The organism is Frankia sp. Allo2 (genome assembly GCF_000733325.1).
GTDB classification, from domain to species: Bacteria; Actinomycetota; Actinomycetes; order Frankiales; family Frankiaceae; genus Frankia; species Frankia casuarinae.
On the sequence record NZ_JPHT01000022.1, the window covers coordinates 1 to 26580 of the forward strand.

General features: G+C 71.4%; 15 protein-coding genes. 5 read left to right on the plus strand and 10 right to left on the minus strand.

Features of this window, described 5'->3' with window-relative positions:
- Positions 1–356: 356 nt before the first annotated feature.
- Both ALLO2_RS14875 and ALLO2_RS14880 read left to right on the plus strand, forming a co-directional pair.
- On the plus strand, positions 357–1748 hold the full coding sequence (locus tag ALLO2_RS14875) for a hypothetical protein (RefSeq protein ID WP_035732828.1): 1392 nt from the start codon (positions 357–359) through the stop codon (positions 1746–1748).
- A 154-nt stretch (positions 1749–1902) separates the two neighbouring features.
- Positions 1903–2973 carry an endonuclease/exonuclease/phosphatase family protein gene (locus tag ALLO2_RS14880; RefSeq protein WP_011438037.1) on the plus strand — a complete coding sequence of 357 codons (1071 nt, stop codon included), beginning with the start codon at positions 1903–1905 and terminating at the stop codon, positions 2971–2973.
- A gap of 157 nt (positions 2974–3130) precedes the next feature.
- Here ALLO2_RS14880 and ALLO2_RS14885 read toward each other — a convergent pair whose 3' ends face one another.
- Positions 3131–3907 (minus strand): enoyl-CoA hydratase/isomerase family protein, encoded by a 777-nt coding sequence (locus ALLO2_RS14885; protein ID WP_035732830.1) that lies wholly within the window; start codon positions 3905–3907, stop codon positions 3131–3133.
- A gap of 405 nt (positions 3908–4312) precedes the next feature.
- On the opposite strand from ALLO2_RS14885, the gene acs reads away from it, so the two are divergent.
- Complete coding sequence (gene acs / locus ALLO2_RS14890) at positions 4313–6316, plus strand: acetate--CoA ligase (RefSeq protein ID WP_035732831.1); 2004 nt, start codon at positions 4313–4315, stop codon at positions 6314–6316.
- A 133-nt stretch (positions 6317–6449) separates the two neighbouring features.
- The gene (glgP, locus tag ALLO2_RS14895; protein WP_035732832.1) at positions 6450–9008 is read left to right on the plus strand and encodes an alpha-glucan family phosphorylase; all 2559 of its coding nucleotides are present in this window, start codon (positions 6450–6452) and stop codon (positions 9006–9008) included.
- Here glgP and glgX read toward each other — a convergent pair.
- Positions 9005–11509, minus strand: a complete 2505-nt coding sequence (gene glgX, locus ALLO2_RS14900; protein ID WP_369808166.1) for a glycogen debranching protein GlgX — start codon at positions 11507–11509, stop codon at positions 9005–9007. The genes glgP and glgX overlap by 4 nt on opposite strands.
- A 1066-nt stretch (positions 11510–12575) precedes the next feature.
- Between glgX and ALLO2_RS14905 the strand changes: the two genes are divergently transcribed.
- The gene (locus ALLO2_RS14905) at positions 12576–12851 is read left to right on the plus strand and encodes a hypothetical protein (RefSeq protein ID WP_023841106.1); all 276 of its coding nucleotides are present in this window, start codon (positions 12576–12578) and stop codon (positions 12849–12851) included.
- Positions 12852–12878: 27 nt separating this feature from the next.
- Here ALLO2_RS14905 and ALLO2_RS14910 read toward each other — a convergent pair whose 3' ends face one another.
- From ALLO2_RS14910 to ALLO2_RS14945, 8 genes are all read right to left on the minus strand, one after another.
- Positions 12879–13748, minus strand: a complete 870-nt coding sequence (locus ALLO2_RS14910) for a hypothetical protein (RefSeq protein ID WP_011438043.1) — start codon at positions 13746–13748, stop codon at positions 12879–12881.
- Positions 13745–14893 (minus strand): cysteine protease StiP family protein, encoded by a 1149-nt coding sequence (locus tag ALLO2_RS14915; protein WP_035732866.1) that lies wholly within the window; start codon positions 14891–14893, stop codon positions 13745–13747. The genes ALLO2_RS14910 and ALLO2_RS14915 overlap by 4 nt, the downstream gene beginning before the upstream one ends.
- Positions 14894–14898: 5 nt before the next feature.
- Positions 14899–16449 carry a phosphoribosyltransferase family protein gene (locus tag ALLO2_RS14920; protein ID WP_035732868.1) on the minus strand — a complete coding sequence of 517 codons (1551 nt, stop codon included), beginning with the start codon at positions 16447–16449 and terminating at the stop codon, positions 14899–14901.
- On the minus strand, positions 16446–17654 hold the full coding sequence (locus ALLO2_RS14925) for an HpcH/HpaI aldolase/citrate lyase family protein (RefSeq protein WP_035732869.1): 1209 nt from the start codon (positions 17652–17654) through the stop codon (positions 16446–16448). Before ALLO2_RS14925 ends, ALLO2_RS14920 begins: the two co-directional genes overlap by 4 nt.
- A 390-nt stretch (positions 17655–18044) precedes the next feature.
- Positions 18045–19814: a glycoside hydrolase family 26 protein gene (locus tag ALLO2_RS14930; RefSeq protein ID WP_198031015.1), complete on the minus strand. Its 1770-nt coding sequence runs from the start codon at positions 19812–19814 to the stop codon at positions 18045–18047.
- A 489-nt stretch (positions 19815–20303) separates the two neighbouring features.
- On the minus strand, positions 20304–23852 hold the full coding sequence (locus tag ALLO2_RS14935) for a hypothetical protein (protein WP_023841102.1): 3549 nt from the start codon (positions 23850–23852) through the stop codon (positions 20304–20306).
- Positions 23853–24233: 381 nt separating this feature from the next.
- On the minus strand, positions 24234–25904 hold the full coding sequence (locus ALLO2_RS14940; RefSeq protein WP_035732834.1) for an Hsp70 family protein: 1671 nt from the start codon (positions 25902–25904) through the stop codon (positions 24234–24236).
- Between the two features lie 40 nt (positions 25905–25944).
- Positions 25945–26451, minus strand: a complete 507-nt coding sequence (locus ALLO2_RS14945) for a hypothetical protein (RefSeq protein ID WP_232235114.1) — start codon at positions 26449–26451, stop codon at positions 25945–25947.
- Positions 26452–26580 lie beyond the last annotated feature (129 nt).

A 26580-nucleotide genomic window follows, 5' to 3' on the forward strand; every position in this document is an offset into this window, starting at 1 on the left:
CTGACCTGGACAGCCGGGCCGAAACCGGGCGGCAACTACGCTCCGTTATGGAGCCTAGTCCGTCCGCGCCCATCTCCGGCCCTCCAGCGCTCTCGGGGCGCGCGGAGACACGCCATGCAGATGTATGTGCANAAAATGGATCCGCCACTTTCCGTAATGATTGAGATATTCCGCACGTTCTTTTACCGACCATCCGGGGATCCGCTAGAGGCATCGGCCCCGACTGGTCGTGCATTCCGGCCGGGTTATGCACACCCTCTTCCTTGCAACGTGACTTCTCGGCTACTTTCTGCCCAAGAGGTGCGCAAGGCACCGACATTATGGATTTAAGCCATCTTTACCTCGACGGGGGACACATGTCGAATACGTCGTCCGGAGATCCCTCTCCCACGACCCAGTTCGAGCGTCTGCTGNGGGAGGCCGGGGTATCCGACACCCGGTTCGCCCGGCAGGTGAACGCCCGCGCCCGCCATCAGCGCCGGATCGAGCTGGGCCTGGCCAGGACCACCGTCGGTCACTGGCGTCGCGGGATGCGGCCGCGTGACCCGATGGTCGCCGAACTTGCGGCGGCCGAGATATCCGCGGCCCTGGGATACCCGGTCCGGCCGGTGGATCTGGGCTGGCGCGGGGAGTCCTATGAACGCGACGACCTCGGGCTGTCGAGCTCGAACGCACCCACCGAGACCCTAAGCACCCTTGCCGGACTATCGGGACGAGACATGCGGCGACGCGACCTGTTGCACGACGGAACGGCCTTTATCGCATCGGCCTTCGCCGATCCGGTCCTCTCCAGCCTCACCGGAGTGGTTGACCGGGTCGCCAGGCCGGAATCAACGGGAGCCTCCGCCGGCGCCGTGATCCGGGATATGACCGAGACCTTCCGCCGGCTGGACGCAAAGTTCGGCGGCGACGAGATCCGGCCTCAGGTCGTCGCCTTTCTGCACGACCGGNCCCGGGCCGCCNGGGNGGGGCGGCCGAGCCCCGACCTGTTCAGTGCGCTGGCCGAGCTGACCCAGTTCAGCGGGTGGCTCGCCCAGGACAGCAACCGGCAGGCCCTCGCGCAGCGCTACTACATCCAGGCCCTCAGCCTCGCCGNGCACGCCGACGACGCCATGCTCGCCGGCCGGGTGCTGTCCGCGATGAGCGACCAGGCCGCCCGGCTGGGCCATCCCCGGCAGAGCCTCGCCCTGGCCCGGGCGGCCCTCGGCCGCGCGGTGCGGCACTCCTCGTATGCCGTGCAGGCCATGCTGCACGACANGCATGCCTGGGCACTGGCACGCAACCGTGACGAGGCCGGTTGCATGGAGGCCCTGGACAAGATGGACCGGGCGATCGCGCGCAGCGACGGGGACGACGGACCGTCCTGGGCCGGCCACTACAACGCCGGCGACGTCGCCGAGTGCCATGGTCACTGCCTGTTACTGCTGGGCCGCGCCCGACCGGCCGAGACGAAACTGCTCGAGGCCCGGAGCCTGCAGGGCGCGGCGCGCGCCCGAACCCGCAGCTACGCCGAGGCCGACCTCGCCTTGGCCTACCTGCGCCGACCGACTCCGGACCTGGAGGCCGCCCTGGAGGCGGGCTACCGAGCCGTCGCCGTCGCCGGGCAGCTGTCGTCCTCTCGGGTCACCGAGAAGCTGCGGGAGCTGGACCGTGAGCTCGACACGCACCCGACGGTGGCGGTCCGCGAATGGCACGAACGGGCGCGCCCGCTGGTCGGCGCCGCGGCCGGCGCCACAGCCGCCACCTGACCAGTCACCGATAGCCGCCGCACGGGCGCCGACGGCTCCCGGCCCCGGCAAGCTACGGCCATCGGCCCCACCGTTACCGACCTCTCACCACCGAACGGGCCGTCCGGGAGCACCCGCCTCCCGGACGGCCCTGTCAGCCGGGCACTCTGGTGAAGTGAGTTCCGCGCAGGAGTCCGGTTCCGCCGTGCCGGATACCGACCCCACCTCCCGGCACAAGGACATCCCGGTCGCCGCCCCGGAGCCCCGGCCGCACCCGACCTTCCCGGTCCGCCCCCTGGTCGTGATCGTCGCGTGGGTCGCGGCGGCCGGACTCGGGGGGATCGCCCTCGGCCGGTTGGCCCATCTCGACGATGCGGTGGGCTGGCCCTACTCCGCGATCAACGCCGGGACCGAACTGCTCTACCTCCCGGCCTACGCCACCGTGGCGGTGGCCTTCGCGCTCCGTCGCAACCTGCTGATGATCATCTCCATGGCCCTGATCGCCATCCATCTGTTCTGGACCCTGCCCGAGGTTTTCCCCGGCGGCGCCGAGGAGGCCCCGCAGGGTGCCGCGCGCCTGCGGGTGATGTCGGCGAACCTGCTCTACTACAACGACCACGCCGACCGGCTGGGCGCGCAGATCCGCGCCGCGAACCCGGACGTGCTCGTCCTCGTGGAGCTCTCCCCGCTCACCCTGGCGCGGGTCACCTCGTCCGGAGCGCTGGCGAGCTACCGGTACCGCGAGGTGCACCCGGAGCCGGGTGCGTTCGGCGCCGCCGTGTTCTCCCGCTTCCCGCTGCACGACGCCGCGGCCCCGATCGTCGGCGGAGCAATGTCATTGCGGGCCACCGTGGAGGTGGATGAGCGTCGACGCTTCGTCGTGTACGCGGTGCACACGATCTCACCGACGACCAGCGCCTACACCGACCGCTGGCGGACCCAGCTCGACACGCTGCGCGCGCAGCTCGAGCACGCCACGCTGCCGGTCGTCATGGCCGGCGACTTCAATGCCACCCGGGACCACCGGCCGTTCCGTCGGCTGGTGAACTCGGGGGTACGCGACGCGCACGACGTCGTCGGCGGCGGATGGCAACCGACCTGGAACTCCAAGAGCCTGATCCTGCCGCCCGTGCTGCGCATCGACCACGTGCTGGCCTCACCCGCGTTCGCGGTGACGGGTTTCGAGGTCGGCGGCGACTTCGGCAGTGACCATCGGCCGGTCATCGCCGACCTGGCCATGCGGTAACCCCCGGATGGCGCCTTCGGCGCAATCCGGGGACCCCTACCACAGACACCGCACGGGGTCTCCGTCGAATCGCCTCCGGCGATCCTCCTGGGACAACCATCGCGCGCCTTCGGCGCAATCCGGGGACCCCTACCACAGACACCGCACGGGGTCTCCGTCAGCGGCCGATGAAGTCGGCCTTGCCGGGCCCGCTCTCGAGGAAGGACTCCATTCCGATCCGCCGGTCCTCGGTGGCGAACAGCCCGGCGAACAGCGCCGCCTCCAGACGTAGCGCCTCGGCCAACGCGATCTCCGCGCCGTCGTCAACCGCCTGCTTCGCCGCCGCGAGCGCCATCGCCGGGCCGTTCGTGTACCGGCCCGCGATCCGCTTCGCCTGCACGTACACCTCACCCGCGGGAACGACGGCGTCGGCCAGACCGATCTCCGCTGCCTCGGCCGCCCGGACCTGCCGGCCGCTGAAGATGAGGTCCTTGGCGCGGGACGGGCCGATCAGGCGCGGCAGCCGCTGGGTGCCCCCCGCGCCGGGGATCACTCCGAGCAGGATCTCGGGCTGGCCGACCCGGGCGTCCTCGGCCAAGACCCGCACGTCCGCGCACAGGGCAAGCTCCAACCCGCCGCCCAGGGCATAGCCCGTCACCGCGGCGACCACGGGCTTCGGGATCCGGGCCACGACCTCGAAGGTGGAGTTCAGATCGCCCACCCAGGTGGATNCCTCGGCGTAACCCATCGGCNCCATCTGCNGGATGTCGNCCCNGGCGGCGAACNCNTTTNCCCCGCCATAGAGCACCACCGCGCGGACGTCCGACCGCCGGGTCGCCTCGACCGCGGCGGTCCGCAGCTCCGCGGCGACCGTGGAGTCCAGCGCGTTCATCGGCGGCCGGTCTAACCGGATGGTGCCGATCCCGCCGTCAACCTCGAGCCGCACCACACTCATCCGCGTTCCTCCCGCTTCAGGCCCTCGATGACCGGCGAGGCGTCCGGCGCCCCGGCGTTCCCCNCCCCGTCCGACCCGCCGAGATCGTCGACGGTGCCGGCTTTGAGGATGGTTTCGATGTCGCTGTAGATGTCGGTCGCCACGATAGGCCGACACCCGCTGATCTTCATCAATCATCTCCAGATCGGGTTCGGGGATCGCTCGGTTCCACCCGGCGCACTAGCCCATAGCAGGAAATAGCGGACATTGCCAACGGTCGGCCGCCGGCCGGTCCCCTCTCACGCCCGGAACCTGCCGACCGCCGGAACCTGCCGCGCAACTCCTGAGAGTTGACGGGCCTTCGTGGTAGACCGGGGGGGCAGCGTGTGACCGTGCTGTTCGTCCCGAGCCGACCCAGGAGGAGCCGTGACCGACACAGGTGTCAGCGTCTCGACCGGTCTCGAGAACGTCGCCGATCTCGAGGCGACCCTGGAGAGTCTGCTGTCGGTGGAGCGTTTCGACCCATCGGCGGCCTTCNCCCGGCGCCTGCCGATGGACGCCGACCGGGCCGCCGCCGAGGCGGACCCGAACGCGTTCTGGGCTCGCAAGGCCGAGGAGCTGCTGACCTGGCACACGCCGTTCACGCAGGTACTCGACGACTCGAACCCGCCCTTCTACACCTGGTTCGCGGACGGGATGCTGAACCTGTCGGAGAACTGCCTGGACCGGCACGTGGCGGCCGGGCGCGGCGAGCGGGTGGCCTTCCACTGGCACGGGGAGGAGGGGGAGCGGCGCACCGTCACCTATGCGGACCTGCTCGCCGACACCCAGCGGCTGGCGAACGGGCTGCGTTCGCTCGGCGTGCGCGCCGGCGACGTGGTCGGGATCTTCCTGCCGATGATTCCCGAGGTGGCCGTCGCGATGCTGGCCTGCGCCCGGATCGGCGCGGTCCACAACGTGGTCTTCGGCGGTTTCGCGCCGTCCGCGGTCCGGGAGCGGATGGAGGTCTCCGACGCCAAGGTGCTGATCACCGTGGACGGCGCGCGGCGCAAGGGACGGACGGCGCCGGTGAAGGCCGCCGTCGACGCGGAGCTCGGTGACCTCCCGGCGCTGGGGCACATTGTGGTCGTGTCCGGGCCGGGCGGTACCGGGGCGCCGATGACCGCGGGCCGGGACGTCTGGTACCACGAGCTGCTGGCCACGGCGGCGCCCGACTGCCCGCCGGAACCGCTGTCCGCGGAGCATCCCCTGTTCATCCTCTACAGCTCCGGGTCGACCGCGAAGCCGAAGGGGATCCTGCACACGACCGCGGGTTACCTGCTCGGCGCCACCTACACTCACCGGGCGGTCTTCGACATCGACCCGGACACCGACGTCTACTGGTGTTCCGCGGACGTCGGCTGGATCACTGGGCACTCCTACATCGTCTACGGCCCGCTATCGAACGGCGTGACCAGCGTGATGTACGAGGGGGCGCCGGACTACCCCGACTACGACATCTGGTGGCGGCTCATCGAGGAGTACAAGGTCACCGTGTTCTACACGGCGCCGACGGCGATCCGTACGTGCATCAAGTGGGGCGCGCGGTATCCCGGTCGGCACGACCTGTCCTCGCTGCGGGTACTCGGCACGGTCGGGGAACCGATCAACCCGAAGGCGTGGTTGTGGTACCACGTGGTCATCGGCGGTGGTCGCTGCCCGATCGTCGACACGTGGTGGCAGACCGAGACCGGCTCCGCGCTCATCTCGCCGCTGGCCGGCGTCACGTCGACCAAACCGGGTTCGGCGACCCTGCCGCTGCCCGGTATCAGCCCGGCGCTGCTCTCGGAGGACGGCGAGCCGGTCACTGAGGGCACCGGAATCCTGGTGATCACCAAGCCGTGGCCGTCCATGCTGCGCACCCTTTACAAGGACGACGAGCGATTCGTCAAGACGTACTTCTCCCGCTTCGGCCCGTCAACCTACGTCGTCGGCGACGCCGCACGCCTCGACGCCGACGGCTACTTCTGGATCATCGGGCGGATCGACGACGTCATCAACGTGTCCGGGCACCGGCTGTCCACCGCGGAGGTGGAGTCGGCGATCGTCGCCCATGAGGCCGTCGCCGAGGCGGCGGTGGTCGCACAGTACGACGAGCAGACCGGCCAGGCGATCGTCGCGTTCGTGACGCTCGCCGGTGACCGCTCGGGCGACGAGGCCACCGAGGCCGAGCTGCGCGAGCACGTGGCCAGGCGGATCGGCAAGCTCGCCCGGCCGCGGCGGATCATCTGGGCCGACGACCTGCCGAAGACCCGGTCCGGCAAGATCATGCGCCGGTTGCTGCGTGACATTGCCGAAGGCCGGGAACTCGGCGACGTCACGACCTTGCGCGACCCCGCGGTGATGGCCGCGCTCACGGCCAAGGTGGGCACCGCCCGAGACAACGAGTAAGGGCGGTTCCGGTCCCCGATTCCGGACAATTCTGGCTGTCATCGGGTCGACATGACAGTTGTTTCCCGGCCGGGACCAGCTGGCCGCACCCGGGTGTGTCGACGTCGCCGGCACTGTCTAGGCTCACGTCTTCGTGAGAGCCCTCCGACGGTTCACCGTCCGTGCGCAGCTCCCCGGGCAGCTTGCTCCACTGGGGGAACTAGTCCTGAATCTTCGCTGGTCCTGGCATCCCGAGACGCTGGACCTGTTCGAGTCTGTTGATCCGGAGCTCTGGCGGGCGACGAAGGGAGACCCGGTCCGCCTGCTCGGCGAGGTGGATCATAACCGGCTGCTCGCGCTGGCCGCCGACCGCCGGTTCGTGCGCCGACTCACCGACGTCGCGGACGACCTCCAGGAGTACCTGACGGCCGATCTGTGGTATCAGCAGCGGAAGGCCGAGGGCGCCCCGTCGGCGATCGCCTACTTCTCCCCGGAGTTCGGTATCACCGAGGTGCTGCCGCAGTACTCCGGCGGCCTCGGCATCCTCGCCGGGGACCATCTCAAGACCGCGAGCGACCTCGGCGTGCCGATCATCGGCGTCGGCCTGCTCTACCGGGCCGGGTACTTCGTGCAGTCGCTGTCCCGGGACGGCTGGCAGCAGGAACGGTACCCGGGCATCGATCCGCACGGGCTCCCCCTGACCCAGCTGACCGATACGGCGGGGNTGCCGGNGAAGGTGGCCGTCGGGCTGCCCGAGGGTCGCACGCTGCACGCGCAGATCTGGAAGGCGCAGGTCGGACGGGTCCCGCTGCTGCTGCTCGACTCGGACGTCGAGGACAACCAGCCGGCCGAGCGGGGGGTGACCGACCGGCTCTACGGCGGCGGAACCGACCACCGGCTGCTCCAGGAGATGCTGCTGGGCATCGGGGGTGTCCGCGCGCTGCGCGCCTACGCCGCGGTGACCGGGACTCCGGAGCCCGAGGTGTACCACACCAACGAGGGGCACGCGGGCTTCCTCGGCCTGGAGCGGATCCGGGAACTCGTCGAGAACGGGCTCAGCTTCGACGAGGCGCTCCAGGCCGCCCGCGCCGGCACACTGTTCACCACCCACACCCCTGTCCCCGCCGGCATCGACCGGTTCCCTCGCAGCCTGGTCGCCCGCCATTTCGGCGGGGACAACGGCTGGCCCGGCGTGCCGGTCGAGCGGATCCTGCAGCTCGGGGNGGAGGCCGACCCCAACGTCTTCAACATGGCCCACATGGGCCTACGGCTCGCACAGCGTTCGAACGGCGTCAGCAAGCTGCACGGCATCGTCAGCCGGGAGATGTTCGCGGGGCTGTGGCCCGGCTTCGACACCGCCGAGGTCCCGATCGGCTCGGTGACCAACGGGGTGCACGCCCCGACCTGGGTGTCCCGGCCCATTATCGAGCTTGCTGACCGCGAGCCCGACCCGGGCCTGCTTTCCGACGACGCGGCCGGATTCGAGAAGATCTCCACGTTGCCCGACGAGGTCGTGTGGGCCGCCCGGCGGCAACTGCGGGAGCGCCTCGTCACCGAGGTCCGCCGCCGGCTGCGGGCCTCCTGGCTCGAGCGCGGCGCGGCACCCGGTGAGCTGGAGTGGGTGGAGTCGGTTTTCGACCCGGACATCCTCACGATCGGTTTCGCCCGGCGTGTGCCGTCCTACAAGCGGCTGACCCTCATGCTGCGGGACCGTGACCGGCTGCGCCGGCTGCTGCTGCACCCGCAGCGGCCGATCCAGATGGTCATCGCCGGCAAGGCGCACCCCGCCGACGACGGCGGCAAGCAACTCGTCCAGCAGATTGTCCAGTTCTCCGACGACCCGGCCGTGCGGTCGCGCATCGTCTTTCTCCCCGACTACGACATCGGGATGGCGCGCTTCCTGTACTCCGGATCGGACGTTTGGCTGAACAACCCGCTGCGTCCGCTGGAGGCGTGCGGCACGTCGGGGATGAAGGCCGCGCTGAACGGCTGCCTGAACCTGTCCATCCGGGACGGCTGGTGNGACGAGATGTTCGACGGCCAGAACGGCTGGGCGATCCCGACCGCGGACGGGGTCGAGGACCCCGACCGGCGCGACGACATCGAGTCCGCCGCCCTGTACGACCTGTTGGAGAACACTGTCGCCCCCCGCTTCTACGACTCGGAGCCCGGCGACGGCATCCCGCGGCGCTGGGCCGCGATGGTCAAGCACACCCTGTCGGCCCTCGGTCCTCAGGTCCTGGCCAGCCGCATGGTCCAGGAGTACGTCGAGCGCTACTACGTGCCGGCCGGTGTCTCGGCCCGGGCCGCCGCCGCCAACGGCTTCGCCGGAGCCCGGGACCTGGCCGCCTGGAAGAGCCGGGTGCATGCCGCGTGGCCCGGGGTCCGCGTGCTCAACGTCGACTCCGCTGGTCTCGGTGACACCCCTCAGGTGGGCCAGTCGCTGGTGGTGCGGGCCACGGTCGACCTCGGTGAGCTGGCACTCGGGGACATCGACGTCCTCGCCTCCTACGGCCGGATCGACCAGACCGACCGGATCCTGGATCCTTCGACGCTGTTCCTGCAGCCGGTTGGCGAAGGGGAGGGCGGTTACCGCTACGAGGGCACCATCCCGCTCGGGCGCACCGGACCCTTCGGTTACACGGTGCGGGTGCTGCCCCGGCACGCACTCACCGCGAGCATCGCCGAACTGGGCCTGGTCACCAATCCTTAGGGGTCCCCACACCGCGGGGAAGCCGCCGTGCCGGGGGGATGGGCTCGTAGGACGAGCACGCTGTGGCCCAGCACGGTCAGGGACTCGCCGCCGACGTAGCTGGTTCCCGGTACCGCGACGGTCGCCGGGAATCCGGCAAGATCGTCGTCGGCGGTATTGAGCAGCAGGTCGTGGCGGGCCGCCCAGGGAGCACCGGGCAGGGNGACGACGGNGTCGCCGCGATCCGGGNGGAACACGTACACCAGGCCAGCGCCGTGGGCCGGTAGATCGTGCGTTCCCCGCCCGCCGGCAGGATCCTCATCGACGGGGCTGCCGGCGACGGGGCTGCCGGCGACATGGGCCACGAGCGTCTCGACCTGCGGGGCGTTCCAGTCCGCCACCGACATCACCGCCCCGTCCGCACGGAACCAGGTGATGTCCGCGAGTCGCCCGGGTGCCGACTGGCCGCCGTGGAAGAACCGCCCGCGGCGCAGCACGGGTTCGGCGGAACGCAGTGCCGCCAACCCGCCCACCAGCCGACACAGCGCCGGGTCGGGGCCGGCCGGGTCGGGGTAGGCGTGGTCCGGCTCCGCGACGTCCTCCGGTCCGGTGACGCCTTCCGGTCCGGTGACGTCCTCCGGTCCGGTGACGCCTTCCGGTCCGGTGACGCCTTCCGGTCCGGTGACGTCCTCCGGTCCCACGAGGTCGGTCGGCCAGTCGAGCCAGGACACCGCGTTGTCCTGGCAGTAGGCGTTGTTGTTGCCGCCCTGCGAGCGACCGAACTCGTCGCCGGCGAGCAGCATCGGGACGCCCGTGGACAGCAGCAGCGTCGTGATCAGTCCCCGGCGCACCCGGCGGCGGATGGCCAGGATCGCCGGGTCGTCGGTCGCACCCTCCATCCCGTGGTTCGCCGAGCGGTTGTCCGCCTCGCCNTCCCGGTTGCCCTCGCCGTTGTCCTCGTTGTGCTTCTCGTTGTAGGAGACCAGATCGGCCAGGGGAAAGCCGTCGTGGGCGGTGACGAAGTTGATCGATGCCCAGGGGCGTCGGCCGCCGTGCTCGAACAGGTCCGACGAGCCGGACACCCGATAGCCCAGATCGGCGACGCCGCTGGTGTACCTGTTCCACACGTCGCGCACGGTGTCACGGAACCGCCCGTTCCACTCCGCCCAGGGTGCCGGGAACCCCCCCACCTGGTATCCGCCCCAGCCGACGTCCCACGGCTCGGCGATCAGCTTCACCGTGGCGAGGATCGGGTCGGCGTGGATGGCGGTCAGCAGGCTTGCCGCGGGGTCGAAGGCGTCGGGATTGCGGGCGAGCGCGGTGGCGAGATCGAACCGGAACCCGTCGACGCCCATCTCCGTCACCCAGTACCGCAGCGAGTCGCAGATCAGCCGCACGACGTGCGGTGAGGACGTGTTGAGGGTGTTGCCGCAGCCGGTCACGTCACGGTAGCGCCGGGGATCCATCGGCTCTACCCGGTAATAGGTCGTGTTGTCCAGGCCACGCAGGGACAGCGTCGGGCCCCGCTCGCTGCCCTCGGCGCTGTGGTTGTAGACGACGTCGAGTATCACCTCAATGCCGACGGCGTGCAGGGCTGCGACCATCGCCTGGAATTCGCCGATCGGATCGTCAGTGGCCGCGTACCCGGCATGAGGGGCGAAGAAGGCCAGGGTGTTGTAAGCCCAGTAGTTGATTTTTCCGCGCTCGAGCAGGGCCGGTTCGGAGACCGAGGTGTGCACCGGCAGCAGTTCGATCGCGGTGACGCCGAGCCGGCGCAGGTGCGCCAGGACGCTCGGGTGGCCGAGCCCGGCGTATGTCCCGCGTAACCGTGGCGGCAGGTCCGGGTGACGTTTCGTGAGCCCGCGTACGTGCGCCTCGTAGATGATCGTGTCCGACCAGGGGATGGTGGGCCGGTTGTCCGCNGGGTGTACGCNGTGNCCCGNNAAACCGCCACTCCCGGATCCGGGGTCCCCGATCCCGGGGTCCCCGAATCCGGACTCCCTGGTCCCGGCGGAGCCCCGCTGCGCCCGCCCGGGCCCGGTCACGACGCAGCGGGGCACGAAAGGTGCGGAGTCCCGCGGGTCCGGTTCGAAGCCGTAGGGGTCGCCGCCACCGAACCCGTAGATCGCCGGGTCCGTGCGCAGCGTCCCGGCTACCGATCGGGTGTAGGGGTCGACCAGCAGCTTCGCCGGGTTGTACCGCTGGCCCCGCTCCGGGTCATAGGGACCGTGTGCCCGCAGGCCGTAACGCTGACCGGGGCGGACGCCAGCCAGATAGCCGTGCCACACCCCGCCGTCACGCTCCGGAAGTCGATGGCGTGTCTCGCGGCCGTCGGCATCGAACAGGCAGAAGTCGACCGCCTCGGCCCCGGGGGCGACGACGGCGATGTTCACCCCGGACCCGTCCCAGGTCACGCCCAGTGGCACCGCGCACCCCGGCGCGAGCCCGGAGGCGGTCGGCGCCGGTACGCCCGGGGATGCCGCTATGTCCGGTGAGACGGTGGTCTTCACGGTGTCGGACACCTTGGCGACGCTAACCGATCCCCTTCTCCGGAGCACGGGAAACACGGTGGCCGTGGAACAGGCCGGGGATGACGTCAAAAGAAGGGGGACGGCTGCGCGGACGGGGACGGCTGCTAGGGCGCAGGGGTGGCGTGGACCCCCCCTACGTCCGGCCTCGACTGGCCGCGTACAAGGCTGTGGCCCACGTCGCACTCAACCAGGCAGATGAAGCCCGGTCAGCCCTGACGTGAAGCCCGGTCAGCCCTGACGGTGATGCAAACGAGCCGGACAACCCTGCCGCCCTATCCCGCCGCCGCGGCCTGGGAGGAGAGCGAGGAACTGATCTGGGCGGCTATGGCCCTGGCTGAACTTGGCGATTCCTCCGAAGTTCAGCCTCGCGTCACCGAAGCCCTGTCGGGCCTACCGACTCTCTCTCACCAGGCTCGCGCGAATGCCCTGTTCGCGGGGGCGCACGCCCAAGTAGACGATCCGGCGGCAGCGGCAGCGGGAGGACTCGCCGCGCTCGACGCGAACGCGGCGTGGCCATCCGCATCGGTCGTCGGCAGGGTGCGTCGGCTATCTGTGGCACTTCCGTCCGGGCCGGGCGCGCCTGCCGAGGTAGTCAAGTTGCGCCGAGCTCTCAGCACCGCACCCCCGCACGTTGCGGATAACGCCGCCGTCTGACCTTCCCGAGCCTGGTGTGCTACGCCGGACGCACGGTTACAGTTCCGGCGGTCCTGGTACCGACGTGGGTGTTCCGCCGCTACCGTTGATGCGGGTAGGGATCGATGGGAGACGGAGAGCAACAGGAGGCGGCGTGGTGCAAAGACCTAAGCACCGGGATAAACGGGGTAACACGTCCGGCGGATCAAGCACCGGGCGTTCCGGGACGAAGCGCGGCGGGACAAAAAACACCGCCGACCCGGACGACATGGTCAACCAAGGCCCACTCACCTGCCCGACGTGCGGCGGCTCCGGGCGGGCCGGCCGCCCGACCGCTGAACTCGACGCGGACGGCATGTTCGACGGTCAAGGTAAGGACAAGTGCACCAGCTGCGACGGCACCGGGAAGCAGAAAAGGTGAGTGATGAGCCGTGATGAGCCGTCAGCCCAGGACAACACCCCCGAGGGGCCAGACGTGATCATTCTGGAGTGTCCGAAGTGCCGGCGCGCCCAGGCACAGGCCCGCGCGAACGCCCGGAAGGGCAATCGGGACCGGGACGGCCTCCCGAATCTCAACCTCCAGGCGGTCCCTGACCGCTGCCCCCACTACCGGGACGTCTGGACGCCTGGGATGGGCCCCGGTTCCGATCCGCTGCCGCCGCCGGGCACGCCGGAGGAGCGCCGCCAAGGCCCGGTCTGACCGGGCCCGGAAGTCGCGCGAGGAGGTTCAGCGACTCCCGGCGGCGATCTCGGCCCGGACCCGCGCGACGAACGCCGCCAGCACCTGTTCGCCCGCGAGCACCCCGGCCGCGGCGGTGACGGTGACATTCGGGCCCGACCAGCCCAGCTCGTGCAGCTCACCGTGGGCCGGACGGATGGCGTGGTCGGCCGCCGCGAGCATCGGGACGTCGAGCACAGAGTCCCCCGCGGCCAGCAGCCGGGCGGTACCGGCACGGCGGGCGACCTCGACCACCGCGCGCTGCTTGGTCAGGACCGATGGGACGAAGTACACCTTCCGCCCCTGCACCGACATCGCCCAGCCCGCGGCCCGCGCCGTCTCGGCCTCCCCGGTCAGGTCGGGAATGCCAGCGCGGTCGTGGGCGACGAGGTAGACGAACAACCCGTCGGCGACCCGCACGAGCCGGGCCCAGCCGCCGGCGGCGGACCGCTCGGCGAGCGCCACCATCTCCGCCAGGGGGGCGCAGGCGGCGGCGGCCTCGGCAGCCACGTCCGCCGCCCAGGCCGGATCGGGAACCCCGTCGACCAGCAGGTGCCCGCCGTTGGCCGCGATCGCGTAGCGCGGCCGGACCCCGAGCTCGACCCGCGCGTACTGGGCGAGGGTGCGGGTGGTGACCGGGACGAGGACGGCGAGGTCGTGCAACTCGGCGAGCAGGGCCAGCGACCGCGCCGTCGCGAACGAGATCGGCGCTCCGTCGAGGCGTTCGACCTCGACGAGCTCCGGTGCGGGCCGGTCGTCGGCCAGCAGCAGCGAGTGCCGGGAAAAGATCAGCGTCTTGTCCAGGTCGCAGGCCAGCAGATGACGCGGCCCGGACGCGGCGGACGGACCGGCCGTCACGGGGGACGAGTCGGCCGTCACAGGACGTCCGGGCGCCAGCGCGCGTTCGGGGTGTGGAAGACCGGTGCCGCGCCGACCGGGCGGACCAGCCCCACACAGGAGAATGGCAGGTCCGCCAGCTCCTGGACCTCGACGTCGCGGTCGGCGGCCAGGGCCAGCACGTGCGTCAGCTCGTCGAGCCGGTCGGGGGCGACGAGGATGCGCCAGGGCACCCGGCGCAGCAGGACCCGGGTCGTCTCCCCCACCCCCGGCTTCACCATGACCACGTCGGGGATGTCGAACGCGGCCGCGATGCGCTCCACCGCCGCCCAGCCCGCCCAGGTCGGACTGCGGTCGGCGGCCCACAGCCGCGGCCAGGTCTCGGCGACCTCGTCGGCCACCTCGGGGAAGTGGGCCGCCACCGTCTCGACGAAGTGCCGGGACAGATCGTGCGCCGCGAGTTCGGCGTAGTACTTCGCACCGTGGAAGTCATCAGGACCGATGTGCTCGGCGTTGAGGACGGTCCGGCTGACCAGCCCGCTCACCGTCGAGTTCAAGCAGGCGCTCGGGATGAGGAAGTCGTCGCGGGTCCCGTAGAGCGGCACGCACCGAGCCGGGTCGGCCAGCACGGCGAGGGTGTCGTCCAGCCCGAGCCGGGCCACCGCGTCGGTCAGCACCCGGGTCATCACCCCCTTGCCGGTCCAGCCGTCGACGAACTGGATCACCTTCCGGTCGTGCCGGGAGGTGAGGTAGCGGATCGCGTTCAGGTCCACGCCGCGATCCTTGATCACCGAGATCGCGTAGTGCGGGGTGTCGAGCCCGTGGCGCCAGCCGTACCAGCGCCGCATCAGGATCCCCACCGGGGTACCGGCCCGGGCGATCGAGGCCAGGACCGGCTCGGGCTTGGTGACCCGTACGAGCTCCGCCACGAGGCCGGTGGCGAGCGCGACCCGGCGGGCCGACCGGTCCAGCGCCCGGTGGTAGAGCTCCAGGTAACCGGCGTCGGGTTGGTACTCGACCGGCAGGTCCTCGGAGTAGTGCCGGCCGGCCTGCATGGCCTCCTCACGGTCCTCGGTGGGCCGCTCCAGGGCGACCGCGCTGAGGTCGGTCAGCAGGAAGGTCACGTCCGCCGGATCGTATGAACCCGAGCCGACGGTGCCGGTGAGCGCGGGATCCACCGCGCCGATCCCGCTCACCGGGCATCCCCGGGCGCACCGGTGAGCGGTCCGGCGGCGGGCGGCGCACCGGTCGGTCGAGGGGACGGCCGGTAGGAGGGCTGGTAGGAGGGCAGTGTCAGCACCGTGACCGGAGCGCATCGGCGTAGCTGAGTAAGCATGCCGTGGAGGCCGGTATCCGCACGGGGAGAGCTCCGGTCCGCCCCCGGGGCGACGTCCGGGACAGAGTCGACGACCCGGACAGAGTCGACGACCACCACGATGTCGTCGTACATCCCGGGCCGGACGTTGTAGACGTGGCTGGCCCGGCCCGGGTCGTCCGGCGCGGGAAAGGTGAGGGCGGCGCGGATGGCGTAGCCGTCGACGTCGACGGGGTGGACCGGCGAACGCGTCGTGGACTGGTAGCGGATCTCACCCGGACTCGTCCGGGCCAGCGCGTCCGCTATCCGCATCGGCGTGTACATCAGTTCCTCCGTCCCGAGCACGAGCGTGCGACCCGCGGGCCGGGTCAGCGCGGCCAGTACCGTCGCGGCGACCGGCGGCACGACCTCGTCGAGGCGGTGGCGGTCGGTCGGCGACCAGCGATGACGGCCACCGTCAGGCAGGTCGGACGGCCAGTCGGCCACCAGCCGGCGGACCGGGTGGGCCACCAGCGCCCCCGTCGCCCGCGCCGCGTCCCGACCGCCCGCGCCCCCGGCGAACCGGGCGCGGATCCGCGCGGCCCGGTCCGCGATCTCGGCCGGCACGGTGACGGTGGCCGTGAGCGGGGCGACGACATCCAGCCGGACCCCGAGCTCGCCGGCGAGATCGGCGAACGCGGCCCGGGCCGCGGGCGGACGGGCGTCGAGCAGCGTGGCAACCACGTAGTGCTCGCGCGGGGCGTGGGCCTGCAGGATCCGGATCGTGCCGAGGGCGGTACGCCCGGTCGACAGCTCGTCGTCGACGAGCACGATCGGCGCGCCGCACCGCAGGATCTCGCGGTCCTCGGGCATCAGCCAGTGGTGGGTCGCGTGGGAATGGGACTCCACGAACTCGAGGATCGGCGTGACACCGGGCAGCGGCCGCCGGGTGGTGTGCAGGTAGTGGCTCGCCGGGAGACCGTCGGCGACCGCGTGCCCCAAGGCCGTCGCGGTCTCGCAGTAACCGATCACGATCGGGCCGGTCCGCGGGCCCCCGGGCTGCTCGGCCGACGAACCCTGCACCGGCGGGTCCGCAACCCNCGGGNCCGCAACCCNCTTTCCGGCCTCCTCGAAGCCGGGCAGTGCCCGGACCAGCGCGGCAACCCCGGCCCCGGCCGCGAGCGCCTCGGCCGGTGCCACCGGCAGATGCTTGCCGAGCACCCGGCTGACCAACAGGTGCGCCCGGCGTGGGTTGCGGCGCAGGGCGAGTCCCACCAGGGCGTGCANCCCCNGGCCCGCCACGTCCGCGGTGACCTGGACATCAAGGCCCAGCTCGGTCCACAGCCACATCCCCGCGGGGGCGGCCGCTGGGCCGCGGGCGGGCGCGGGCGCGGGCGGGTGAGGGATGGGCGCGCCGGTGGGGGCGTCCGTCCCCGCCGTCGCCGTCATCGGGCNTTCCACTGGTCGAAACGACCGTGCGTCGCCGCCAGCACCTCGACGAAGGTGTCGCCCTCGCGCAGGACACCGAACGCGCGCGCCCGGCGGATCACCACCTCGGCCCAGGCCCGGTGCGGACGCAGCTCGTTCATCTTGTTCGCGTAGCTGCTCGGCCGTACCCCGCCGGCATCCCCGTCAAGGACGGTCTCGGCATCGGTGTACTCCTCCTGGGTGACGACGTGCAGCGCGTGCACGGCGGGCACGTGGCTGGGGTGGATCACCGTCTTGCCGATCAGGCCGTTGGCCTTGTCCAGAACAACCTCCCGGATCAGCCGGTCGAGGTCCGCGGAGACCAGTTCGCTGCGCATCCGGATCGCTTCCTCCCCGCCGTCGACGCGGTCCGCCTGCGCGAACGGGGTCACCCGCAGCGAGCTGACGAAGAGCCGTTCCGGCTGGGCGAAGTACTCCCACACCGGTCCGGTCACGACGTGGTCACCGCCCCGCGCGCAGATGTTCACGATGTCGGCGATGCAGTCCCGGACGACGGCGATGTCGTAGATCGTCAGGTCGCGGTCACGGCGCAGCCCGAACAGCCCGCACAGGTCCGTCGCACCGAGCCGGATCGCCAGCACCTGGTCGGCGTGCTTGTCGACCAGCCGCCGGACCGCCGACAACGCCTCCACCCGGGTCTCCCGGTTGATGACCTGCGGGCTCTCCAGCACCGGCATAGTCCACAGCGGACGACCAACCGTCTCGGAGGCCCGCAGCACCGCCTCCATCGCCGCCTCGCCACCCTCCTCGGCGAACTTGGGCAGCACGAACCCGGCGAGACACCCGACTCCGGCCGGCCCGAGCCGGTCGACAAGATCCGGGATCTGCCCGACCGCGCGGACCCGGACGAACAGCAGCGGCATCGCGCCCGCGGCCCAGGGGGGCTCCGCCGCGAGCGCGCGCAACGCGGCGACGACGTTGGCCTCGGCTGCGGCCACCTCGGTGTCGGCGATGGAGTCCTCCAGACAGAGAACCATCGAGGTCACCCCCGCCGCGGTCTGTCTGCACACGTCCGATGCCAACCGGGGGCGCGTCCCCGGGGCGTAGAGGGTCGCGCCGAGCGCGGTGGCCAGCAGATGACGATCATCATTCACGGTGATGTCCTCCGGCGGCCGGAGGAACAGCGCGTCAACCGTCTCGGGGCCTAGAAAGGCGAAGTGGCGCAAGCAGCGTTCTCCTCGTCGAAGGCAGGGGCGTCGTTCGACGAGCATCCCGAAACGGTGCGCGCCGACCGAAGCCGGCAAGATCGTGAAACGTTGCCTCTCGGTGACGGTACCTGGCGAAAGGCATCCGACGACAGCCCGCGGGAACTGACAGCCAGCCGACACACGGCGGCCATCTCGGCGCCATCTACGGGGCGCCGATCTGCGGCGCAGCGTCCGCGAGCGGCCAGCCACCAGCCGGCAGCGGGCGGCAGCGGGCGGCGCCCGCCGGCCTGATCGGGAACGGGTGGTCCGGGAACGGATGACCCGGGAACGGGTGGTGGGCCGCGGAAGGCTGTGTCGCCCGCGGCCCACCACTCCCGGCCGACCCTCGATCGACCCCCACTAATGCGACTAACTGGCGCCGGATCCGAAGAGCTTCTTGTACATGGCGGCCGCCTTCGGGTTCTGACCGCCGTTCGTGATGGTCGAGCAGACGTTTCCGGGAGTGGGGTCGCTGAAGTAGGCGTCGTATCCCATCACGTCGCTGGCCGCCTTGAAGGTGTCGAACATCTTCTGGATGTAGAAGGGATTGTCGCCACCGCCGTCACCGCTGCAGGAGGCCACCCCCCATTCCCCGACGCCGACCTTCTTCCCGTGTTCCCGGGCGAACCTGATCACGTAGCACAGGCCGTTGACGTCCTCGCACTGCTTGTTCCACGTCGCCTCGTCCTTCGACGGGGGGAAGTGGTCGTAGGCGTCGATGCCGACATAGTCCACGTACTCGTCGCCGGGGTAGGCGCCCCAGGGACTGTTGCCGCTGGGTACCGGGGAGGCGTGCGCGTTGAAGGTCCAGTCGATCTTGACTTCGGAGTCGGTGGACCGGATGGCGGTCGCGATTTTCCGGAAACAGTCCCGGAACACCGTCGGGTCGGCGTCCGTATGCCAGTACATGAACGTTCCGTTGAACTCCCAGCCGATCCGGATGATGGAGTCCGCCCGGCCGTGCGCCACGAGGAAGCTGCCGAGCTTCTTCCATTCGGAGTCGTACTCGCCTCGGGCACAGGCGGCGTTGTCGCCCTGGCCCTTGGGGAATGTCGGCTGGCTGATCAGCAGCTTGCCCTGGAAACCCTTGAAGAGATCCACCGGCCAGGCCGGCTCCACCAGCCCGCCCCAACCCTGGTCGCGGCTCGTGTAGACGTGGACGATGTCGTTCGGCCGGCCGCGCCAGTCACCGAACTCGACGAGCTGCGCGAGCTGATGCGACTGGAACCCCGACAGCCACGGCAGGCCCGACCTCGTCCCACCGGCGCCGGTGCCCGTCGATCCCGTACCGGGGGTCGGTCTCGACCCGGACGGGGTCGCGGTCGGCGTTGCGGTCGGCGTTGCGGTTCTCCTGGTGGGGGCGGTCGAGCTGGCGCTCGCGGACGGCGCGGGGGACGGCGACGCGGACGCCGAACCGGCGGCGGACGGGGACGGCGCGGGCGAGACGGCCGGGCTCGGCGAGGTGCCCGCGGACGTGTCCTGCTGCCTGGGAGACGGCGATGTCGAGGGCGCCGTCTTCACCACCGGTTCATCGGGAAGAGCCGGAGCGGCCTGGAACGCCCGGGCGGCCGCCTCCGGTCCGGTCACATCAAGAGCGTCGGTCGCCGTGGCCGTGCCCTGGGTGGCCTTGACGTTGACGGTTCCCGCGAAGTCCGCCGGCACCCGGAAGCCGAGGATGAAACGGCCGTCGGCGTCCGCCCGGGTGAGCGCGCTGCCGCCCAGCTTGGCCGTCTCCGCCACGACGGTGACATCATCACCCGCGGTAAAACTGCGGCCACCGACGAGCACGATGTCCTGGTCGAAAAGGACGAGGGTGATCCGGCTGCGCGCCTGCGGGCTCAGCGTGGTGAGTGGAACGCCCTGCGCGCGGCCACTGCCCGCGTCGCCCCCCGCCCGGCTGGATCCGCTCGTCGCGGATGGCGACACGGCCGGAGTCGGCGACGGTGACTTTCCCGCGGCGCGGGCCAGCGGGGTGACCGCCTGGAGGAGACCCACCACGAACACGGCTATCAGGCCGATCCGGGCTCCGGTCCGGACCCGGCGCTGGGTGTGGATCCGGCCGCTGCGGGGTCGTCGATGGGCTGAGGGAATCGGCTNGCCGACCGGAGGGGCGGGTCGGCCGCGGATGATCGAGGCCATGCTCGCGCGCTGCCTTTCGGTGTTGGCGTGACATGCTCCCGTCGGATCACCCGGCGCGCGACGGCGGAGCATGGCCGGACCACGACCCACGATGGGGCGTCCCCTCCGAGCGGACCGCTCGCACGGCAACCGCTCAGCGCTCCACCGGACTCGACCCGTGCCTCACCAGGCGAGTCGACCGGGCACCGTCAGGTGCCCGTCCGTGAACCCAACCGTCTCCGACCTCGCAGCCGGAACGATTCGACAGGTGCTCCACCCAGGTAACCGATACACACCTGGGCGGTACTGGGACTAGGAGTGATGAGGCCAATCGTAAACGGCGCATCCCAGCCAAGGAACAGCACCCTCATGAATACTTTCCGTAGTAGCGCATATGTTGTAGATCTGGTGCCACAAAACCCGAGGNAACCGCCATAAATCAACGGAAGAACAAGAAGAAATGAGCCGAAGCGGACCACGGAGAGCACATCCACCTGGGATCGCTCCGGATCATCGAATGACCAGTGCGTCGTCCGGTGGTTGGGTGATGGTCCATCCAGTCGGGTGCACCAGCGCAGGCAACAGCCGGACTCCCCAGGGCAGCTGGGCGCCGTCCAGGGTGACGTCGATGGTCCGGGTGCCGGCCTGGTCCACAGCGGCGAGCCGAGACAGCTCGTGGGCCTCCGCGGCAGCCCGCGGCGGTACGGTTCCCGGCCGCGCGAACAGAATCAGATCTCCGGCCGGACCGGTGGTGTGCACCTGTACCCGTAGGGTGCGCCGCCGCCAGCCGGACCTGCTCACGGTGTAGGTGACGGTCGGCTGGACGGCCGGAGCCTGCGGCGGCGTGGGGCCGGTGGACGAACCCGCCGTCGGGCCCGACGGCGGGTTCGTCTGCGCCTCCGACGCGTGCTCCGGCACCGGGCGGAGGGGGCCGGTGGCCAGGGGCTGCGGGTAGGTGCCCGTCGCCGCGGGCAACGGCACAGCACCCGTCGCCGCAGGCAACGGATAGCCCCCGGTGCGGGGCTGGGTCGGCCCACCCGGCGGCTGCATCGTGATCGGGTCGGCGACGGTACCAACCACCGGCCGGCCCGAGACCACGCCAGCCGAGACCACGCCAGCCGAGCCTCCCGGGCTGCTCCCGGACGCCGCCGGCATCGGGGGTGGATCAGGACGCGTCGCGGGGCGCGCCAGCACCGAGACGCCGGCCGCGACCACCCGGGCCACGCCCCCCGACCGGTACACCGGGTAGCAGGCCACGTGGTAAGCCCACCCGTCCCGCGGCGCGGCGAGATGCCAGCCGCCCTTGATCTCCAGACTGGTATTGGTGACCTTGGCGCTCGCGGCGTAGGGATCATCCGGTCCGGTCGGCGGTTGGTCACGGCGCCAGAGCACCCGCGCCTCGGTGACCCCCGGTGGCAGCTGGAAGGACAGCACGATCGAGTCGCCTCGATCGTCGGCGCGCAGATCCCGCACGGGTTCGATGGCGAGGTGACACACGGCCCGGCCGACGACGGCCGTCCCGCCATGGACCGTCAGCGGCGTGTAGATGACCTCGCCGACCTGTGCCACCTCGCTGACCTGCCCGGAACGGCTCAGCCCCACAAGACGTGACGAATCGGGGATGGCGGCGAGCGACACGTCGCAGCCTTCCGGCCCGATGCCGATCATCGGCAGGGGCCCCGACCCCGGGTAGGGCCACGGGCCGGTGCTGGTCGCGTGAGCGGTGCTGGTCACGTGGGTGATGGCGGCGGGGACGGCCGGCGGCTGCGGCACCGGGGTCGCGTAGATCCGCACCTCCCAGCCGGGCGGCGGCGTCCAGCGCAACGTGGTCCGCCCGGCGGCGGTGGCCGCCGTGAGGTCATGGACGGGCCGCGGGCGGGCGGCCACCTCCAGCGTCACCTCGGCTCCGGGGGTCCGGGCCGGGTGTCCCCGCGCGTCCTGGTACTCGACGAAGACGTGGTAACGATAGGTCACGCCGACGACGACATCGGTGTCGTGGAAGAGGCCGCCGGTGCCCCGCGCCCGCCGGGGCGGCTGGCTGACCGCGGCGGGCGGTGCCACCGTCCGCTCCACTGTCACGGCGGCCAGCGCCCCGCCGAGGCTCCAGTCCAGGCGGATCCCGGCGGCGGTGCGCTCGGCCCGCAGGTCGGTGATGTCCCGGGTGAAGACGAGCGGGGCGGTCTCCACCGGCGTGGAACGGCGCTCACCGCAGAGGGCAGTCACCTCGTATCGCACCGGAGTCCAGGCGGGAGCGCCGGCATCGCACAGCTCCGTCGAGCGGGTGGTACCGAGGCTGCTCCGCCCCGGGGCCACCCCCTGGCCGTCGCCAGCTTCCACGGGCACGACGCGTTCCACCCGGTAGGAGACCGGGCCCCCGACCGAGGGCGAAGCGCGCCACCACAGCTGCACCGAACCGTCGGGGCCCGGCACCGCGGTCAGGTCGGACGGCGGGGAGAGCGGCAGAGCCGCCATCGCCGCGAGCGCCTCCCGGTTGTCCGCCGCCGTCGCGAGGACCGCGGCGAGGGCGGCCTCCTGGTCCTCGGGTGGTAGCGCGCGCGCCGCCTCGACCCGCCGGCGGATCACCGCCTGGGCGGCAATGAGCTCGGCCAGCACCTCGGCCGGTTTCCGGCCGTCGGGGCCGGGGACGTCGGCGGCCTGTGCCGCGAGCCACCGGGCATCGGCAAGCGCCGCATCCGCCCGGCACGCCGCGCGGGCCTCGGTGAGTGCCCGCCAACCGGCGTCCGCGGCGCCCAGCGCGGCGGAGACCCGGGCTCCCAGTTCCTCCGCCGTCCCGGCGACCGGTCCACCGACGGCGGCCAGCACCGGATGGGCGGTCGTGAGGATCTCGCCGGCCTGGCGGGGATGACCGCCCTCCAGGGCGCGACGCACCGCGACGAGCGCATCGGCCGCCTCCCTGGCCTGGCGCAGGCTGTGCCCGCAGTGCCGGCAGACGACCGCCGCCGCCTCGGTCATCGATCCGCAGGACGGGCAGGTGGTGTAGAGGTCGGTGTCGCAGTACCGGCAGTGCCGCACGGACCCGGCCGCCTCCGGCCGGCCGCATCCCGGGCATACCACGTAGTCGACGACCCCGCCGACGTTCACCGCGGCGCCGAGCTCCCGAGCCGCCTCCAGGACGACGGACTTCGCCTGAGCCGCGGTCAGTCCGCGCCCGGTCGCGAGCGCCGCCCGGACGAGACCCTCGAAGGCGACCGCGGTGAGCTCGCCGTCGAGCACGACGTGTTCCTCGACCGCGGGCCGCAGCTCGTCCACGGCGTCCGCCATCAGCCCAACGGTGTACGCGGCGGGGTCGCCCTCGATCAACCGGGCGGAGACGAGGGCGAGCAGGTCCGCGGTGACCGTCTTCTCCCGGTCATGGGGACGGTGGTGGTTGCCCGCCACCATCGCGGCGTACGCGGCCCGCAGCCGCTCCGGTGAGGCGTCCGGGGCCAGCCCCAGGAAGGCCCACAGCGACGCCGTCGAGACCCGGTCCCCGCCGCGCAGGGCGCGCAGCTCGCCGAGCCGTTCGGAGATCTGCCGGCGGACCTCGGCCGGCAGCGGTTCGACGCCCCCGCCGACGGCGTCGATGATGATCTGCTCCCGGCTCAGGCGGGCGTCGAACTCCTCGACCGTCACCCCCGCGGCGACGGCGAGGCGGCGCAGGCCGTCCACCCGGGATGCCGGGATGCCGCCGAAACGCTCCCGGACGGTGGCGAGATAGCCGTCGACCTTGGCGAGACGCTCGGCGTCACCGCTACGCCGGGCTGCCAGCACCCGGGCGCGGACCCGTTCCCGGGAGTCCGCGTCCCGCAGCGGCTCCTCCCATTCCGCCCGCCGACGGACAAGCTCGGCGGCGAGGGTCGCGTACTTCGCCGAGTTGCGTTCCCGCTGCAGGAAGGCGAGCACCCGCACCAGGTGCGCCCCGACGTCGGAGTCGGTGTACGCCACCGTCGGATCGAGACCCGCGAGGAGGAACGGGTCGGCGGTGTCCAGGGAGGCGCGGGCCCGCAGCGGCGCCAGCACCCGCTGGCGATAGCCGCTGCCGTCGAACGCCGCGCTCACCGATCCACCTTCGTCCCACGTGCCCACCGTGCCCACCGTGCCCGCCGGGAACCGGCCGGCGGCCCGTCGTCAGGCGCCGATCGTGGAGCGGCCGTCGACCACTCCACACCTGAGAGTACGAAGCCGCGCCTCGGCGCGGGCCGCGGACGCCAGGTTGGCGCCGCCCGCACGCACTGCGCGCACCCACGTCCCCGCGAGGCCTGTAGGGCGCTCCACCGGACGCGGTGCCTGGTCAGGCTGAACCCTATCCACTCCGGCGTCGGCCGCCGCGGGCCGGAACACTCGTGCGGGAACACTCGTGGGGGAGGCCGAATGGCCCGGCACCGGCATCGATCCACGGCGAGGTCCGATCCGCCGCGGGGTCCGATCCGCCGCGGGGTCTCAGTCCCGCTGCTTGAGCAGGCTGACCTTCGCCGACTCGACGGCCCGCATCTCCTCCGAGCCGACCCCGGCGCGCACCTCGAGCACCAAGGGGGTGGCCGCGCCCTCGTGCGAGGCGGTGACCTGGATCGTCTGGTCCCCGCCCATCGTGAAGGTCACCTCAACGGGGGTGCCCAACGGGTGGCCAGGCGGAATCCCGCTGATGGAGCCGGCGACGATCACCTTGTTGTCGTCGATCGCCGTGGACTCGGCGGTGGTGCCCTGCTCGAAGACCCGGATGTCCACCTCGGCCTGATCGTCGACGACGGTGTAGAAGGTCCGGGTGACGGCGATAGGCAGCGGGTCGTTCTGGTGGGCGAGGAAGGCCGCGACCGGTGTGCCCCGGTCCTCGGCGAAGATCCCGAAGCCACGTGACGTGACGTTCGTCACTTTCGTGCGGACGAGATCGACCACGGAGGCGGTCGAGAGTCCCGCCTCCTCGGCGCTGGCTGCGGCCGCCTTCTCCACGTCCACGGCGTCGGCTGCGGCGAGTTCCTGGTCGGGACGTAGATGCCCGCTGGCGACCAGGTCCGCGTGGACCTCGCGCTCCAGTGCCTTCTTCTGCCCGTACNCCGCGGCGCCCTTGGCGACGGCGAGATCGGGATCGGCAAGCCGAGAGGTGAGCCCGAAGGACTCCTGCAGCCGGCGGGCCACCGCCGGTGTCTTGCTCATGCCCCCCACCAGCAGGCACAAGTCGATCTTCTCGACACCCTTCTCCCGGGCTCGCGCCAGCACCGAGCCGGTCAGGTCGATGGTGCGCCGCAGCAGCGGGCCGGTGATCTCCTCGAAGACGGTCCGGGTCACCGGCACGCTTGTGCGCCTGCCGTTGTGCACGACCAGCACGTCGACGCTGTCCCGGCCGGACAACGCCAGCTTCGCGTCCTCGGCCGCGGCCAGCAGCTCCTGCTCGTCGTAGACGTCGTCGAGCGGGTCGCCCGCGTCGGGCTGCGCCTCGGTGAACTTCTGCGCCAGGTAGCGGACGAGTTCGTTGTCCCAGTCCGCACCGCCCAGCTCGTGGTCGCCATCCGTGGCGACCACGGTGATCGCGCCCTCGCTCAGCCTGATGACCGTGGTGTCGAACGTGCCACCGCCGAGGTCGTAGACCAGCACGGTCGACTCCTCGGCCCCGTCCTGGCCGAATCCGTAGGCGAAGGCGGCGGCGGTCGGCTCGTTGATGATGTCGACCACGTTGAGGCCGGCGAGCTCGCCGGCCAGCTTCGTCGCCTTGCGCTCCTCGTCACCGAAGTACGCGGGCACGGTGATCACTACATCGGTGACCGGGACACTGGTCGCGCGTTCGGCATCCGCGGCGAGCGCCTTGAGCACCAGGCTCGACACCGCGGCGGCGCTGTNCTCCTCGTCATGCGCCACGAACCGCCAGTCCGACGCGCCCATGTGCCGCTTGACCAGCCGGGCGACGTCGTCGGGACGGATGCGAGCCTGGCGCTTGGCCTGGGTTCCCACCACGAAAGAGGTTGGGCCCTCCGCCCCAGTGTCGAACAGGACGACCGAAGGCGTCGTCGGCTGGGACTCGATGTTGCGGATCACTTCCGGTCGGCCGTACTCGTCGACCTGGGCAATGCAGGAGTAGGTCGTGCCCAGGTCGATCCCGAACACCTTGGTGCCTGCCACCGTCTAATTCTTCCCTTCACAAGCCTCGTACCTCCGCGGCTCAGCGCGATCGGTAGACCTCGGTCTCCGCCGGTCGGACGACCGTGGTCTCGCCGCGGACGAAACCCGGACGAACGGTACGAGCGATCGTCCCGTCCCGTCCCGGGTCGTCCGTCGGCACCCGACGCACCCCCAGGTGCCGCGCCGGGTCGAAGGTCCCGCCCGGCACCGCCGTGTACGGGCGGACGTCCACAGCGACATCGAGCACCTGGAGCAGCTGCTTACGCAGGATGCCGGCGACACTCTGCGGATCGTCGGCCCCCAGGCTACCCATTTGATCATGAAGTCGAATCAACCCCCGCAGAAGGGGGGCCATGGCTTCGGTAAGCTCACCACTACGTAGCCGGGCATTCTCGGCATGCAATCGGTCCACGAGTTGGGTATCGTGACGCCGTAGCCGGGCCAGTTCGTCAACGCGGCTCGCGAGGCGTTCCAGCGCCACCGCCTGGACAGCACCGATCGAACCCACCAGATCCGTCCCGCCGCCGTCAGGGCCCGGACGGTCCACGGGGCAGTCCTGATCCGCCGAACCGTCCTGAGGAACCTGATCATCCTGAGCCGCGGTGCCGCCATGGTCGACCGGGCCGCGCTCCGCATCCCGTTGATCCGGGCCCGTCGGAGACCGTGTCGGCGTCGC